This window comes from Pseudomonas sp. BW16M2 (assembly GCF_014268865.1).
GTDB classification, from domain to species: domain Bacteria; phylum Pseudomonadota; class Gammaproteobacteria; order Pseudomonadales; family Pseudomonadaceae; genus Aquipseudomonas; species Aquipseudomonas peradeniyensis.
This window is the reverse complement of record NZ_JABWRI010000022.1, coordinates 42,440-58,766: the sequence shown is the minus strand read 5'-3', so window position 1 is coordinate 58,766 and position 16,327 is coordinate 42,440. Positions and strand designations below refer to the sequence as shown.

Sequence of the window (16,327 nt, the reverse complement as noted above, 5' to 3'; positions counted from 1 at the left end):
GGCACCGCACAGGTATTGATCTGGGTCAACGGCACTTTTGCCGATGCGCGGGGCACTAAATTGTTGAGCCCTCGAGGAATGCCCATGAACGAAGCCGTCTTGCAGAACAAAGCCCTGACCGTGCTGCTGGCACTGGTGACCATCGCCTTCATCTGGATCCTGCTGCCGTACTCCGGCGCGATCTTCTGGGCGGTGATCCTCGGGATACTCTTCGCGCCCCTGCAGCGCCACCTGTTGCTGCGCTTCGGCGGGCGGCGCAACCTGGCCACGGCGACGGCGTTGCTCACCTGCCTGCTGATCGCGGTGCTGCCGGTGATTATCATCGGCGCCTTGCTGGTGCAGGAGGGCGCCGCGCTGTACCAGCGCATCGAGAGCGGCCAGCTGGATATCGCCGGCTATATCGAACGCGGCAAGGACATGCTGCCGGCCTATGCCCAGCATTTCCTCGACCGCATGGGCATGGGCAACCTCGACGGCCTGCGCGACAAGATCAGCAAGTGGGCGAGCCAGGGCAGCCAGTTCCTCGCCGGCCAGGCGTTCAGCTTCGGCCAGGGCACCTTCGAGTTCCTGGTGAGCTTCGGCATCATGCTCTATTTGCTGTTCTTCTTCCTGCGCGAGGGCGCGGAGGTGGCGCGCAAGGTGCGCCAGGCGGTGCCGCTGCCCGAGCAGCAGAAGCGCCGCCTGCAGTTGAAGTTCAAGCGCGTGGTGCGGGCCACGGTCAAGGGCAACCTGCTGGTGGCGATCACCCAGGGTGCGCTGGGCGGGTTGATCTTCTGGGTGCTGGGCATTCCCAGCGTGCTGGTGTGGGCGGTGCTGATGGCGTTTTTGTCGTTGCTGCCGGCGGTGGGCGCGGGGATTGTCTGGGGGCCGGTGGCGCTGTACTTCCTGCTGACCGGGGCGATCTGGCAGGGGATCGTGCTGACCGCGTTCGGCGTCCTGGTGATCGGGTTGGTGGACAACCTGCTGCGGCCGATCCTGGTGGGCAAGGACACGCGAATGCCGGATTACCTGGTGCTGGTGTCGACCCTGGGCGGGTTGGCGGTGTTCGGGCTCAATGGCTTCGTGATCGGGCCGTTGATCGCGGCGTTGTTCATTTCCAGCTGGGCGATCTTTGCCTCGACCAAGCCGCAGGTGCAGTTGCCCTCCTAGACGTCATCGCGGGGCAAGTCGCATCGGCGGTGCGCCGATGCGACTTGCCCCGCGATTGGCGATTATCGGAAGCTGTAGGACACCCCTGTATACACCCCAAACCCTTCACCCGGCGTCGAGCGTGCAATGTCCTGCCCGGCATCGTTGTACCCCGGTGTCACCGTCGCCGCGTAACGCTTGTTGGTCAGGTTGCGCAGGTCGAGCCAGGTCTGCCAGTCCCGTTTCGGCGAGTCCCAGCCTAGGCGCACGCCGAGCAGGGCGTAGGCGTCGGCCTGGTAGCTGTTGGCGTAGTCCACCTGCACCTTGGAGGCCATCTGCGTGTTCACCCCGGCGTGGAAGCCGCTCGGCCAGTCGTAGCGCAGTTCCGCCTGGTAGTAGTGCATGGGGATGCCGGGCAGGCGGTTGTCGCCGAACTTGTCGTCGTCGCGGTAGTGGAAGTCGCTGAAGGTGTATGCCTGGCGCAGGCTGAGCTTGCCGGTGCCCGGCTGTTCCCAGAGGAGGCTGTCCAGGCCGGCCTCGACGCCCTGGTGCACGGTGGGGCTGGCGTTGAACTCCTTGAACGGCAGACCCTGCACGACTTCCACGTTCAACAGTTCGTGGCGTACCTGGGCGTAGTACCAGGCCAGGTCCCAGCGCCCCAGAGCCGAGTCGCCGCGGGCACCCAGTTCCAGGGTGGTGGCGGTCTGGTTCTGCATCTTCATGGGCTGGTTGGCGACTGGCGCACTCCAGACCAGCGACCACGGGTGCGGCGGCTCCACCGAGCGGCTGAGGTTGCCGTAGACCTGCAGGTCCGGGCGGATGTCGTAGCGCAGGCCCAGGCGTGGGGCGTAGTCCCAGTCATGCTGGCTGACCTTGCCGCCACTGGTTGGGTAGGTGACGTCGCTTTCGCGGCGGGTGTAGATCATCGCCAGGCCTGTGGTGAGCCACAGGTTCGGGATCAGCTCCAGGTCGTTGCCCGCATGCAGCACGGTGTCCGAACCCTGGTAGCTGAAATCGCGAGTGCGGGCGCCAAAGTTGTCGCCGCCGCTGCGGGCGAACTGCGAGGCGCCGCTGTTGGGCAGGTGCTTGGTGGTGCGCCAGCCGAGGGTGGTCTTGCTCTCGTGGCCGAACAGGGCGTCGCGCCGCAGGTAGTTCAGCGTGCCGCTGACATCGGTGTAGGCGACCTTCAGGCGCATCGGGCCTTCGCGCAGGTCCATGGGATAGTCGTGATAGACCAGCCCCGCCTCCAGGCGCGAGTCGTCATCCAGGAAGAAGGTGGTCTTGTTGCCCACCCAGGTGCTGCCCGGTTGTGGGCGGCTGTCGTCACGGGCCAGGTACGCCGGGTTGGCGGCACGGGGATGGTGCTTGATCTGGTCCTTGGTCAGGCGCCCGGCCAGGTCGTTCTCGGTTTCCCGGTAGCGCAGGTAGAAGCGCGTCTCCAGGTTCGGGTTGAAGCGGTAGCCGACGTTGGCGGCGATGCCCTTGGCGCTGCCGCTGCTGTGGTCTTGGTAGCCGTCGTACTCGGCATCGGTCAGGGCCACGTAGTAGTCGAGGTTGCCCAGCACCTGCCCGGAGCTGATGTGCCGGCGCTGGTAGCCACGGCTGCCGACTTCGTAGCGCACCTGCAAGGGCGCGGCATCGTGGCCGGTGTGGGTCACGTAGTTGATCGCGCCACCCAGGGCCAGCGAGCCCTGGTCGAAGCCATTGGCGCCGCGCAGCACTTCGGCGCGGCTCAGCCACAGCGGTTCGAACAATTCATAGGGCGTGCCGCCCGGGCCGGTCAGCGGCAGGCCGTCGAACATCGTGTACACGCCCGAGCCGTGGGCGCCCGGCGCGCGGTTGATGCCCGAACCACGGATCGACAGCTTGATGCCGTCGTTGCCCGCCGACTGGGCGAACACCCCTGGCTGATAGGCCAGCACGTCCTGGTTGCTGGCCACCCGGCCCTGGCCCACCTTGTCCATGTCCACCAGGTTGCTGGCGCCGGGGATTTCGCGCAGCTGGTCGGCGGCGGCTTCCAGTTCGGATTGCTGCCGGTCCTGGATCAGCACCTGGTCGAGTTCGACGCGATTGGCGGCCTGGGCGGTGCCGGCGACGAGCAGGGCCAGCAGGGAGTAGGGGAGGGTGGGGCGCATGGGGACGGGGTTCCAGATCAAGTGCGGGAGTCTGACGCTGCTAAGGGCAGACGAAGCACAGTGGCCGAACTGTAATCAGGTATGGCCAGTGGATATGTCTACTTTATCGGCAAATAGTAGAAGTAATCGCCAATGGTTCTTTGATTATTCATTCCATTCATCATTGGCACTGACTGACAAGTCGCATCTGTTGGTTCTGATGATGGTGAATGAAATTTTTTCAGTTTGATGGGCGATTTAACGGTGCTGTCTAGACTTCGCACGCTGGCATCGAGGCAGTGGCCGGTAGCCATAGGAGGCGTTATGCGAGGACATCGCACGGTGAAGGGACCCACAGCTTCCAACCCTCGAACCAGTGTTCCGGTCGGTATGAAAAAATTGCCGGCTGCTCCCCTCGCAAGACGTTGATCAAGCCGTCGACCATCGCTGGCGGTTCATTTGCGTTTTCAAGGAGGAGTGTGGTCATGAAAGGGCTCAACAAAACGGAGCTTGCTCGTCTGCAAGTGCGTGCACGCGGCACGATGAACGCTCAGCATCTCTCGCTTTCCCGGCACCTCGCAGCCCGGCATGTCTATGCCCGAACCTATTCGATCAAGGTACTCGGCACACTGCTAGCTCAGGGACCATCGCTGGCGGATGAACTGACCTTGCTGACGCCTGCTCCCGATGATCGGGGGCAGGATCACCTGTTGCTGGGGGATCGACCCGTTGCGCGTGAGGTGCTGAGCTGGGATCCGCAAGGCCACGTGTTGTCCTGGCGCCAAGGCAGCGGGGAGCAGCGGGTGGAAGGGCACATCACCCTGTTGCCCGATCACACCAAGGGTTTCGGCTTCATTCGCCAGGGCGATGCCCATTACTCGGTGGAGATCGACCTGAAACCAGTCTCCTACACCTGCGCCGTGTCGGCCGATGCCGGGCAATACCTTTCCGGCGGGGCGAGTGGGCCCAAACTGAACTGGGATACCCATTCGAACGCCTGGCGCGATGCGCATTGGATCGAAGGCGCGCTGCGCTTCACGTATGGCCTGACGGACAAGGGGCCCTTCATCGGTCAGCCCGATCCGCATGTGATGGTTGCATTCAACGACCTGCAAAGTGAAGTCGAGTGGGCGCCCGAGCCGGAGACGGACTTCACCGTGCTGCTGACACCTGAGTTCCGTCTGGTATTCAGTGCCAACCAAGGTGTCGAGCCTGCATATGACGATCGGGGTGACAGTCCGGTCAAGAGTGTCTTCCCTTACCAGTTGGCCTTTGACTTCGACGGTTTCGGTGCCAGTTTCCAGGGCGCCTACCTGACGGGCGAGAACACGGTGCTCGGCACGGCCTATGCGATCCGTGGCGTGGTCGACAATCCGGCCATCGCCGGTTTCTATGGTTTGGTGGACCATACCACCGGCCGCCACCAGGGCTTGGTGCTTGTCCGTGGCGGACAACTGCTGATCGACGGACAGCCCGTCGTAGACTCCCGGGTGGAGGGCAACGCCTTGCATTGGCAGGGCTTGAGCAATAGCCAGTGTGCTGCCAGCGGCCTTCCGCAGGCGGGGCTTCTGCGCTTCTCCGACAATGGTGACCAGGTCGTGGAGGGCGCCCATGGCGGTGTGGGTGTACGGCATTGCGCGCGGTCGCTGGTGCGCCTGGCACAGTCGCTCGATCAGCATGGCCCGGCCTTGCGCGCCGGTTTCGCCCAGCTCGGTGCGCTGCAGCATGAGCAACTGCTCGGCGACCCTGCGCTGAACATCCATACCTTGCTGGGGATGTCGCCGTTCCAGGAAAAGACGGTCACCGAGAATGGCGTGCAGAAAAAGGTCTGGACCGAAATCATCCGCGAGAATGCCATGGCGGACTTCTACCAGGTCCTGCAGTACTACATGGATCCGGGGCTGCGCAGCCAGTTCATCTCGCCCAATCCGCCTGTGCTGAGTCCTCAGGTCAAGAGCATCGCGGCCATGAAGGGCAGCAAGGGGCAGTTGCCTCAGGACTGGTACCCCTCGCTCGGCGTGGCCTACCTGAGTAGCGCTCTGGCCAGGGTGGACGACCCCGGAGCCCCGTATCTCAACGGCGAAAGGGCCGGTAAGTGGTTGTCCCAGCAAGTCGCCGTGGACGACGTCTACCAGACCCAGGCGCCTGCCTTGTACGCCAACCGCTGGAAGATGCAGTTCTCGGACACAGCCCTGTTCCTGCGGGACCAGATTGACAACAACGCCACCTATGTCCCGTTTATCGATCAGGACCTGGCGATGTGGATACAGCAGATAAAGACCACCGTCACCGGTGAGCAGAAACAGATCGACGAACTGGTCAAGCTGGCCGAGGACACCGCCAAGAAGGGCAAGGAGCAGCTCTACTGGGCTTATCTCATGTTCCGCTACTGCACCCAGCCATCCGCGCTCAACAACCTGCGGGTGATATCACTCAATGGCAATACCGGCCTGGACGGCTCGGCCTTTGCCCAGCGCATCCAGACCAACATGGCTGTGTTGAACGTGCTTGATCCAAGTGGCTTCTTCTGCACGCAGTATTCGCAGGTCATCCAGACCTTTCAGGTGGGCAACATACTTCCGACCCTGATCGACTACAGCGGCAACCTGGACGAGTACGTCTACGCTGTGGACAAGGTCATCACGGCCTTTATCCAGGCGTATGGCTCATCCACGGACAAGCAGATCCTGGACATGGTCGCGCAGCTTCGTGAAGTGCAGCGCCTGGGGCAGGTCAGGGAGATTCTCGACACATTCGCCAGCCTGGCGCAGGCCTTCGCGGGCGTCTACGAGTGGGAGAAATTGGCCGGGCGGTTCGCCGCGACCTGGCCGAAGCTCAGCAAGATTGGCCTTGGTGTCGCCAAGGCGGTGACGCTGGCTGCAGCATCGGTTGGTATCGCGGCCTTCGTGTATGGTGTGATGGACTGGAAAAACCTCAAGGATGAGCAGCGTGCCCAGGTGGTGCTGGGGGGGATGCAGGTTTTCGCCCAACTGCTTGGGACTGTATTGCGCAAGGGGACGGCCTATACCACGATCTTCCGCACGGAAAACACCGTGGGCTCGTTCTTCAGGACAGTCTGGCGCGCCGATACGCTGGAGCTTGCCAACCAGCGTGCGGGCAGCGGCCTGTCGCGCTGGCTGGTGCGCGATGCCGCGTTGGAGGCGCGCTTGATCGCAGCTGGCGCCGAGGAAGACATGACCGTGGCCATGCGGATCTTCGGCCGCAACCTGGATGAGTTCATCGCCACGCGGCTGGGGGCGCTGTTCGCCATTGCCAACATCGTGCTGAGCGCCATCGCCATCGCCAACTCCGAATCCGACCTCGAGACGGCGGCCAATGCCTTGTTGCTGTCCTCCGCTTCCCTGGAGCTGCTGGCGATTGTCGGGCAATGGGCGTTGGCCGGATTCGGCGTCGAGGCCATTGGAGGCTTGGCCGTTGCCACCATCGCCAGTTGCATGACTGCGCTGGCGGCGTTCGCGGCCATTGCCGGCGTGATCATCCTGCTGGTGCTGGCATTCCGTCCGCAGAAAACCCCAATCCAGAAGTTCGCCGAGGATCAGGCCCGCAAGGCAGGTTTCTACATGGAGGACAAGGCGTCCATCGATGCGTTGAACATCAGTTCCAGCACCGATGGCCGCGCCCCTCAGTTGGTGGGCATTGCGCTGCAGTACAACGGGCAGCGCGACCAGACCCTCACCTTCAATGGCAATGGTGGCCTGGGCATCGGCCAGCAGAAGCTCGATTTTTCGACCAACTTCTTCCTGAACTCCGATGCGTTTGGCAACGCCACGCTTTCCACCCTGTTGACACAACCCGGAAGCACCGCCAACGGCACACCACGCCAGGAGTACGTGTGCATCACCCTCGACGATGATCGCAAGCTCGGCGCCAAGGCGCCCCTGGGCAGCAAGGACAAGGTGGGGCAGCAGCAGTGGGCAAGCGAGTTCGCCGGTGGTGCGGTGTTCAACGACAAGCAGGCGCTGGTCGCTGCGCGTTTCCGTTTCTACAACGTCTACTGGGCGGCCAAGGGCCAGAAGCTGTACTTGAGCAGCGATGGCGGCAGCGTCACTGCCTCGGCCAGTGCGACGGCCTGGACGGTCGCTTTGACTACCATGGCACCGAGCCTGCTGGCGATGTCGGACTTCAACCTGTGGGACTACAACCGTGACCAGCGGGTGATGCCGTACCTGGGCCAGCCAGGCAGTCTCCCTCGCGCCTGGCGCATCACGCCTGCGCTTCCGGACTTCCTGGGGTTCGACACCACCAACGGCACGGTTTCGCAGAAGAAGGGCATTGCCCCGACCGCTATGGGATCCAAGTCCTATACGGTCACGGTGAGCAACGACTATGGCGAGGCAAGCTGTAGTTTCTCCATCAAGGTGAGCGTCTACGTGCCGCCGGTCATGCCACCAGTCATGTTGGCAGACGCCGAGGGCATCACAGCCTGATCCAGGAGGGTCGCCAGCATGACTAACGATCCCGTGGAAATGATGTTCACCGCGTTGCCGGACATCGGTTCGAATCCAGTAGGTGGGGTTGCGCGGGCGGCCCTGCTGAGCCGACTGGAAGGTGCTACGCCCGGCAACAGTTCCAGCCGTAACCTGTTCGGCACCGGGCCTACGTTCCTGAGCCTGTTCTTCCCTAACTATGCGGCTGCGAGCTACGCCGGTGACGTCTCCCAGGCCACGGGCCTGGGGGACGATTTCTGGATAGGCTATTCCATCGTCACGCTGTGTCAGGCGATGTACAACATCACCTCGGACCTGCGCAAACAATTGAAATCGGGAGACATAGACAACACGGTCAATGGTTACAATGACCGCCTGAAACAGGCGGCCACTCCGCTGTATGCGCGGGCCATGCAGTCCTATGGCCCATTCGCGCAAGGATTCAACGCTTGTCCGGACAAGGCGCAAGCGCTGGCCCGCTACCGTGGGCACCTGCAAAGCGACCACTACCTCGGGGCTCTGGCGGTGCAGTATCACGGCCCCAACGGGCTGCCCAATTTCGACTGGCTGCTATGGCACCACTGGGTGAAGCTGCAGATCCTTGGTTGCGGTACTGCGGATATCGCGAGCATCATCACCGCAGTCAAGAACACACTGCGTACGGCCGATGTGCCGTTGCCTGCGAACGTCGATGTGCCGGCCTGGACCGCCTTCAACAACTGGATGAACACCGCCGATCCGATGCGCCGCCGCCTGGATTGGAACGATATCGCTGGGGCAGCTCGGCCAGGCATCCTGGCGCGGGTCTGTTATCCGACGTATGGCGGTTACGGTCCGTCGTGCATGAATGAAGACAGCTCCTACGAGTTCACGGCCAACGGACGCCCAGGCAGCCCCTACCGCAGCACGGGCGGAGGAGGCTGTTGCTTCGCCGCCGGTACCCAGGTGCTGATGGCCGACGGCAGCGCGAGATCGATCGAGGAGGTGGGGGCCGGAGAGCAGGTGGCATCGTACGGGGGGCCACAGTCCGTGTTGCTGGTGGCCCGGCCAAGACGCGCGGGACGTAAGCTGTATCGTGTGGATCATTTGCCAGCGCGGTTTACCTCGACCCATCCGTTTGCCTTGGTCGGCGAGCAGTCCAGCGCCCGTATCGCCAGTGTCGAACCATGGCTGCTCAATGCTCGGGTGCCTGCCTTGGCCTCTGTCGGCATTGCCCCGCTCACACAGGGGGCACCGTTATCGAGCTTTGACGGTCGAAACTGGGGTACCTATCGACCGATGTCGGTCAGTGAAGTCGCGACTGAGGAAGATGAAGATCCGTTTCTCTATGATCTGTTGCTCGCACCGGGCGCACAGCCGATTTATCTGGTAGGCGGCGCGGGCACGTTTCTGGCCGTGCGCTCGGAGATTCCCGATCTGCAGGCCCATGCCGAACTGGCCCCAGCTTTCCTCGCGTTGACCGGCTATCTATGGACACTGCTTGCACCGACTGTCGAGGGACTGGAGCAGACAGCGTTGGCCGCGCGTATCGAGCGAGTTGCTCGGCTCGTCGCCAACGAAGCGCTTCCTGCTGCCGTTCGACGTGCCTGCCAGGGTGATGCGTTACTGAAAGGGCACGCCTGCGTCATTGAAACAGAGGCGTTTCTTACGGGCATGGGAGTGGGCGCTTCGGGAGCATTCGATTGGCAGCTCAACCTGTTGGTCGAGCACTTGCTGGAGCATGTCGGCGAACGGCTGCTGGTGCAATTGGAGCGAGGCTGGCGTGAGCCGGCCAAGCCCATGGCGCAGCTGTCCGAGCCCATTCTGGCAATCGAGCTGATCGATCTTCGGCTGTTCGCAGGCACGGGCTTCGGCCGAGGACCTGCGGCGCTGAGAGTTGCTTGCCATGGCCACGAAGAGAGGGTGGTCATCGAGCAAGCGGCACAATGTGGCGGGTATTGTCAGGGAGTGGGTCATTTGTACTACTCGGCGCTCGAGGCGGACGGTCACCTGCCTTCGCACCTGGATCTCGAGTACGGCACTGGCCAGGCGCAGACGCTCAAGGTCCGGGTGTATCTCCCCGACCGTCTGGAGGAGGGATGGCGGCACCTCGAAGCGCTGGTGCGTGCTGCGGATACCGACCAGGTGGTGGGATTGTGCACGCTGGACTTGCGTTTGCTCGAACGAGGGGCTTCGTTGCGCGAGCAAGAGGTGAAGAAGGCTTGGGGGGCGGAGCAGGGAGAGCTGTACGGGTGGCGGTTGATGGCGGCCTTGCCGGATGAGGTTTCACATGTTCTGACGCGAGCGGCCTTGCTGTAAGTGAAAGGTGAAAAACAAAACACCCCGCCTTGGCGGGGTGTTTTGTCTTCTGCGCCGATCAGCCGATCAGCTGCAGACCCGCCTGCTGCACCATCTCCAGCAGCGGTTGCGGGTACACGCCCAGCACGAAGGCGAGGATGGCGATGGCCAGCAGCATCACGCCGCCGGTGCGCTGTTCCCACTTCAGCGGGGCGTCGTGGCGACGCAGGTTCGGCTCGACCAGGTACAGGGTGACCATGACGCGCAGGTAGTAGTACACGCCGATGGCGCTACCGATCACCAGGGCGCCGACCAGCCACCACAGGTGCGACTCGACGCCGGTGGCGATGATGTAGAACTTGCCGATGAAGCCTGCGGTCAGCGGGATACCGGCCAGCGACAGCATCATCACGGTCAGTACCGCGGTCAGGTACGGACGGCGCCAGAACAGGCCACGGTACTCGTACAGGGCGTCTGCGTCACGACCGGCGTATGGCGAGGACATCAGGGTGATCACGCCGAAGGCGCCGAGGCTGGTGATCACGTAGGTGACCAGGTACACGCCCATGGCCTCCAAGGCCAAGCCCTTGCTGGCAACCAGGGCAATGACCAGGTAGCCGAAGTGGGCGATGGACGAGTAACCGAGCAGACGCTTGAGGTTGCTCTGGGTCAGCGCCAGCAGGTTGCCGATGATGATCGAGGCAACCGCGATCACCGCCAGCACGGTGCTCAGCACGCCGCTGCTGGCAGCGGGGGAGAGCATGAACAGGCGTACGACCACGGCGAACACCGCGACCTTGCTGGCGGTGGCCAGGAACGCGGCGACCGGCGCCGGGGCACCTTCGTACACGTCCGGGGTCCACAGGTGGAACGGCACCAGCGACAGCTTGAAGGCCAGGCCGACCAGCATCATGCCCAGGCCCAGCTGCGCCAGCAGGCTCGGCATGCTGGTGGCGGCCAGGGCCTTGCCCAGCTGGTCGAAGGTCAGGCTGCCTGCATCAGCGTACAGCAGCGCCATGCCGAACAGCAGGAAGGCGGAACCGGCGGCCGAAAGCACCATGTACTTGATGCCGGCTTCCAGCGAGCGCTTGTTGAAGAAGGCGTACGCCACCAGGCCGTAGACCGGCACCGACAGCAGCTCCAGGCCGATGAACAGGCCGGCCAGGTGGTTGGCGCTGACCAGCACCAGGCCACCCAGTGCCGACATCAGCAGCAGCAGGTACAGCTCTTCACGGTTGCCAGGGAAGCCCTTGGAGCCTTCGCCCAGGTAGGCGTGGGCGAGGGTGACGCAGGCCAGCGTCGCCACCAGGATGATCGCCATGTACAGGCAGGCGAACTTGTCGATGGTCACCAGCGAGGTGACCGCCAGCGGCGCGACTTTAAGTGCCGGCAGGATCGACAGCAGGGCCAGGTTCAGGCCCACGGTGGACAGCAGGAAGGTCTGCGAGTGATTGCGCTTCCAGGCGATCGCCAGCATCACCACCACCGTGGTGATGGTGGTGATCAGCATCGGCGCCAATGCGATGAAGTGTTGAGTGGTGAATTCCATAGCGCTCTTACCGGGCCGAAGCGAGTTGAGTGAAAGCGGAACCGAGCCACTGCTGCACACCGCTCATGGTGGCGGCAGAGGTGTCCAGGAACGGCTGCGGATACACGCCCAGCAGGATCAGCAGGCCCGCCAGGCCCAGCACCATGATCAGCTCGCGACCGTCCATGCCGGCCAGCACGGTGTCGGCCTTGGCCGGACCGAAGTAGGCGCGGTGGATCATGATCAGCGAGTACACCGAACCGAAGACCAGACCGGTGGTGGCGATCACGGTGATCCATGGGACGTGGGCGAAGCTGCCGATCAGGATCAGGAACTCGCCGACGAAGTTGCCGGTGCCCGGCAGGCCCAGCGATGCGGCGGCGAAGAACAGGCTGATGGCCGGCAGGTAGGCGATGCGGTGCCACAGGCCACCCATCTCGCGCATGTCACGGGTGTGCAGGCGCTCGTACAGCTGGCCGGCCAGGATGAACAGCGCGGCGGCCGACAGGCCGTGGGCCAGCATCTGGATCACCGCGCCCTGCAGGGCCTGCTGGCTGCCGGAGTAGATGCCGATCAGCACGAAGCCCATGTGCGAGACGCTGGAGAAGGCCACCAGGCGCTTGATGTCGGTTTGCGCGAAGGCCAGGAAGGCACCGTAGAAGATACCGATCAGGCCCAGGGTCATGGCGATCGGCGCGAACTCGGCCGAGGCGTTCGGGAACAGCGGCAGGGCGAAGCGCAGCAGGCCGTAGGCCGCGGTCTTCAGCAGGATGCCCGCCAGGTCCACGGAACCTGCGGTCGGTGCCTGGGCGTGAGCGTCAGGCAGCCAGGAGTGGAACGGCACCACCGGCAGCTTCACCGCGAAGGCGATGAAGAAGCCCAGCATCAGGATGTACTCGACGCCGGCCGGCAGCTCGGCCTTGAGCAGGTCGCTGTAGTTGAAGGTGATCACGCCGGTGCTGTTGTAGTTGACCAGCACCAGGCCGAGGATCGCCACCAGCATGATCAGACCGCTGGCCTGGGTGAAGATGAAGAACTTGGTCGCCGCGTAGATCCGGGTCTTCTTGCCGTCGGAGGAGCTGTGACCCCAGAGCGCGATGAGGAAGTACATCGGCACCAGCATCATTTCCCAGAAGAAGAAGAACAGGAACAGGTCCAGGGCCAGGAACACGCCGACCACGCCGCCGAGGATCCACATCAGGTTGAGGTGGAAGAAGCCGACGTGGCGCTGGATCTCTTTCCACGAGCACAGCACCGACAGCACGCCGAGCAGGCCGGTGAGCAGGATCATCAGCAGCGACAGGCCGTCGAGGGCCAGGTGGATGCTGATGCCGAAGCGCTTGATCCACTCGACCTTGTATTCGAGGGCCCAGGCGGGTTCGGCGCCCGGCGCGGGGGCCAGGGTGTAGTTGCCGTTCGCCCACAGCCACAGGCCGATGCCAAGCAGCAGGGACATGGTCAGCAGCGCGATCCAGCGCGGCAGGGTGGCGCCGAAGCGCTCACCCAGCCAGCACAGGAAGCCGCCGATGAAGGGGATCAGGATCAGCCAAGGCAAAATCATGACGGGTTGGTTTCCTTTGGCAAAGTCGCAAGATTCATAGTCATACCGCGGCCACTACCACGGCACCGAGCACCAGCACGGCGCCCACGGCGATCGAGGCGGTGTACCAGCGCAGCTGGCCGGTCTCGGTCTTGCTCATGGCGACGTGGCCGCCACGGGCCATCCGAGGGATGAGGCCGATGCTGCGGTCAACCGGGTCCTTGCGCAGGATGTGGCTGATCAGCAGGTAAGGTTTGACGAAGAGCTTGTCGTAGATCCAGTCGAAGCCCCAGGCGGCGAACCACCAGGCTGACAGGACGCGACCGATACCGCTGTTGGCGACCGCGGTGACGAAGCGGCGCTTGCCCAGGAACAGCAGGGCCGACAGCAGGATACCGGCGATGGCGATGGCGCCCGAGGCGATCTCCAGCGAGTGCTTGGCTTCGCCACCGGCGTGGCCGGCGCTTTCAGGCAGCACGCCTGCCAGTGGCGGATGGATCCAGGCGCCGATGAAGGTCGACAGCACGATCAGCACGCCCAGCGGCAGCCAGTGGCTGATGCCGTGGCCGGCGTGGGCTTCGGTCTTGGCTTCGCCGTGGAAGGCGATGAAGATCAGGCGGAAGGTGTACAGCGAGGTCATGAACGCGCCCACCAGGCCGGCGTACAGCAGGCCGGTGTTGCCGCTGGCGAAGGCTTCCCAGAGGATCTCGTCCTTGGAGTAGAAGCCCACGGTCAGGATCGGCAGGGCGGCCAGGGCGGCGCCACCGACCACGAAGCTGGCGTAGGCCAGCGGCAGTTTCTTCCACAGGCCGCCCATCTTGAAGATGTTCTGCTCGTGGTGGCAGGCGACGATCACCGCGCCGGAGGCAAGGAACAGCAGGGCCTTGAAGAAGGCGTGGGTCATCAGGTGGAAGATCGCCGCGTCCCAGGCACCGACGCCCAGGGCCAGGAACATGTAGCCGATCTGGCTCATGGTCGAGTAGGCGAGGATACGCTTGATGTCGGTCTGTACCAGGGCGGCGAAGCCGGCCAGGACCAGGGTCACGCCACCCACGACGCCGACCAGGTGCAGGACGTCCGGCGCTAGCAGGAACAGGCCGTTGGTACGGGCGATCAGGTACACGCCCGCGGTCACCATGGTGGCCGCGTGGATCAGCGCCGAAACCGGGGTCGGGCCCGCCATCGCGTCGGCCAGCCAGGTCTGCAGCGGCAGCTGGGCCGATTTACCGACCGCGCCACCCAGCAGCATCAGGGTCGCCAGGACCATCCAGGTATCGCCCGCCTGGAACTTCTGCGGTGCCAGCACCAGCAGTTCCTGCACGTTCAGGGTACCCAGCTGGACGAACAGGATGAACAGGCCGATGGCCATGAACACGTCGCCGATGCGGGTGACGATGAACGCCTTGAGTGCCGCGTTACCGTTGTTGCGGTTGCTGTAGTAGAAACCGATCAACAGGTACGAGCACAGGCCCACGCCTTCCCAGCCGAAGTAGATGAACAGCAGGTTGTCGCCCAGCACCAGGAACAGCATGCTGGCGATGAACAGGTTGGTGTACGAGAAGAAGCGCGAGTAGCCGGCTTCGCCACGCATGTACCAGGAAGCGAACAGGTGGATCAGGAAGCCGACGCCGGTGACCACGCCCAGCATGGTGACCGACAGGCCATCCACGTACAGGGTGAAGTTCGGCGCGAAGCCGTCCACCGACATCCACTGCCACAGCAGCTGGCTGTACGCGCCGCCTTCAGGCGGGGCGACGTTGAACTGCCAGATCACGTAGGCGGCGGTGGCCGCCGACAGACCGACCGAGCCGACGCCGATCAGCGCCGACAGGTTCTCGGACCAGCGACCGCGCGAGAACGACAGCAGCAGGAAGCCGATCAGGGGGAATACGAACGTCAGGAAGATAAGGTTCATCCGCGCATCTCACTGGCAGCATCGATGTCGAGAGTGTGGAAGCGGCGATACAGCTGGAGCAGGATCGCCAGGCCAATGCTGGCCTCGGCGGCTGCCAGGCTGATCACCAGAATGAACATCACCTGGCCGTCGGGCTGGACCCAACGGGCGCCGGCGACGATGAACGCCAGGGCGGAGGCGTTCATCATGACTTCCAGGCTCATGAGCACGAAGAGAATGTTGCGGCGGACCATCAGGCCAACCAGACCTAAGCAGAACAGGATGCCGGCGACCGCCAGACCATGCTCGAGAGGGATAGCACCCATGATTTACTCCTTCGCCTCGTTGCGGCCCAGGTGGAAGGCGGTGACGGCTGCCGCGAGCAGCAGCATCGAGGCCAGTTCGACCACCAGCAGGTACGGCCCGAACAGGCTGATGCCGACTTCCTTGGCGCTGACGGTGGTACCGCTGATGGCGGCGCCCGATGGGGTGACGAACAGCACGTACAGCAGCTCCAGCAGCAGCAGGGCGGCGAGGATCACCGGCCCCGCCCAGATGCCGGGCTTGAGCCAGCCGCGCTCCTGGGCGACCGAGGCCGGCCCGAGGTTGAGCATCATCACCACGAACACGAACAGCACCATGATGGCGCCGGCGTAGGCGATCACTTCCAGGGCGCCGGCGAACGGCGCACCGAGGGAGAAGAAGATCATCGCCACGGAGATCAGCGAAATGATCAGGTAGAGCAGGGCGTGCACCGGGTTGGTGCCGGTCACCACGCGAAGCGTGGAGACGACGGCGACACCGGATGCGAAGTAGAAAGCGAATTCCATCTTTCTGTCCTTATGGGAGCAAGCTCTTCACGTTGATCGGCTCGGCTTCGTTCTGCGCAGAGCCTTTCGGCTTGCCAGCGATGGCCATACCGGCAACACGGTAGAAGTTGTAGTCAGGGTTCTTGCCGGGGCCGGAGATCAGCAGATCTTCTTTCTCGTACACCAGGTCCTGACGCTTGAACTCGGCCATTTCGAAATCCGGAGTCAGCTGGATCGCGGTGGTCGGGCACGCCTCTTCGCACAGGCCGCAGAAGATGCAGCGCGAGAAGTTGATGCGGAAGAACTCGGGGTACCAACGGCCGTCCTCGGTCTCGGCCTTCTGCAGCGAGATGCAGCCGACCGGGCAGGCCACCGCGCAGAGGTTGCACGCCACGCAGCGCTCCTCGCCATCGGGGTCGCGGGTGAGGACGATGCGGCCACGGTAGCGTGGCGGCAGGTACACGGGTTCTTCGGGGTACTGCAGGGTGTCGCGCTTGCGGAACCCGTGGGAGAACACCATGGCCAGGCTGCGCAGCTGTGTGCCGGTGCCCTTAACGATGTCGCCGATATACTTGAACATGGGTCAAAT

10 protein-coding genes are annotated in these 16,327 nt (G+C 63.7%); 3 read left to right on the top strand and 7 right to left on the bottom strand.

Annotated elements, in window-relative coordinates:
- Window positions 1-84 precede the first annotated feature (84 nt).
- Complete coding sequence (locus HU735_RS18820) at window positions 85-1,149, top strand: AI-2E family transporter (protein ID WP_186714727.1); 1,065 nt, start codon at window positions 85-87, stop codon at window positions 1,147-1,149.
- Between the two features lie 62 nt (window positions 1,150-1,211).
- Here HU735_RS18820 and HU735_RS18815 read toward each other — a convergent pair whose 3' ends face one another.
- Window positions 1,212-3,263, bottom strand: a complete 2,052-nt coding sequence (locus HU735_RS18815; RefSeq protein ID WP_186714726.1) for a TonB-dependent receptor — start codon at window positions 3,261-3,263, stop codon at window positions 1,212-1,214.
- Window positions 3,264-3,727: 464 nt separating this feature from the next.
- On the opposite strand from HU735_RS18815, the gene HU735_RS18810 reads away from it, so the two are divergent.
- Window positions 3,728-7,690, top strand: a complete 3,963-nt coding sequence (locus HU735_RS18810) for a hypothetical protein (RefSeq protein WP_186714725.1) — start codon at window positions 3,728-3,730, stop codon at window positions 7,688-7,690.
- A gap of 18 nt (window positions 7,691-7,708) precedes the next feature.
- On the top strand, window positions 7,709-9,988 hold the full coding sequence (locus HU735_RS18805) for a Hint domain-containing homing endonuclease (protein WP_186714724.1): 2,280 nt from the start codon (window positions 7,709-7,711) through the stop codon (window positions 9,986-9,988).
- Window positions 9,989-10,046: 58 nt separating this feature from the next.
- Here the strand turns inward: HU735_RS18805 and nuoN are convergent, their stop codons facing one another.
- From nuoN to nuoI, 6 genes are read right to left on the bottom strand one after another with little or no spacing between them, the layout of a single operon-like run.
- On the bottom strand, window positions 10,047-11,516 hold the full coding sequence (gene nuoN / locus HU735_RS18800) for an NADH-quinone oxidoreductase subunit NuoN (protein ID WP_038706426.1): 1,470 nt from the start codon (window positions 11,514-11,516) through the stop codon (window positions 10,047-10,049).
- A 7-nt stretch (window positions 11,517-11,523) separates the two neighbouring features.
- On the bottom strand, window positions 11,524-13,056 hold the full coding sequence (gene nuoM / locus HU735_RS18795; RefSeq protein ID WP_050706496.1) for an NADH-quinone oxidoreductase subunit M: 1,533 nt from the start codon (window positions 13,054-13,056) through the stop codon (window positions 11,524-11,526).
- Between the two features lie 40 nt (window positions 13,057-13,096).
- Window positions 13,097-14,950, bottom strand: coding sequence for an NADH-quinone oxidoreductase subunit L (nuoL, locus tag HU735_RS18790; RefSeq protein WP_186714723.1), 1,854 nt, complete (start codon window positions 14,948-14,950; stop codon window positions 13,097-13,099).
- The gene (nuoK, locus tag HU735_RS18785; protein ID WP_008096201.1) at window positions 14,947-15,255 is read right to left on the bottom strand and encodes an NADH-quinone oxidoreductase subunit NuoK; all 309 of its coding nucleotides are present in this window, start codon (window positions 15,253-15,255) and stop codon (window positions 14,947-14,949) included. The genes nuoL and nuoK overlap by 4 nt, the downstream gene beginning before the upstream one ends.
- Before the next feature lie 3 nt (window positions 15,256-15,258).
- Window positions 15,259-15,759: an NADH-quinone oxidoreductase subunit J gene (gene nuoJ / locus HU735_RS18780; RefSeq protein WP_023631348.1), complete on the bottom strand. Its 501-nt coding sequence runs from the start codon at window positions 15,757-15,759 to the stop codon at window positions 15,259-15,261.
- 10 nt (window positions 15,760-15,769) lie between these two features.
- Complete coding sequence (gene nuoI, locus HU735_RS18775) at window positions 15,770-16,318, bottom strand: NADH-quinone oxidoreductase subunit NuoI (protein WP_003251442.1); 549 nt, start codon at window positions 16,316-16,318, stop codon at window positions 15,770-15,772.
- Window positions 16,319-16,327 lie beyond the last annotated feature (9 nt).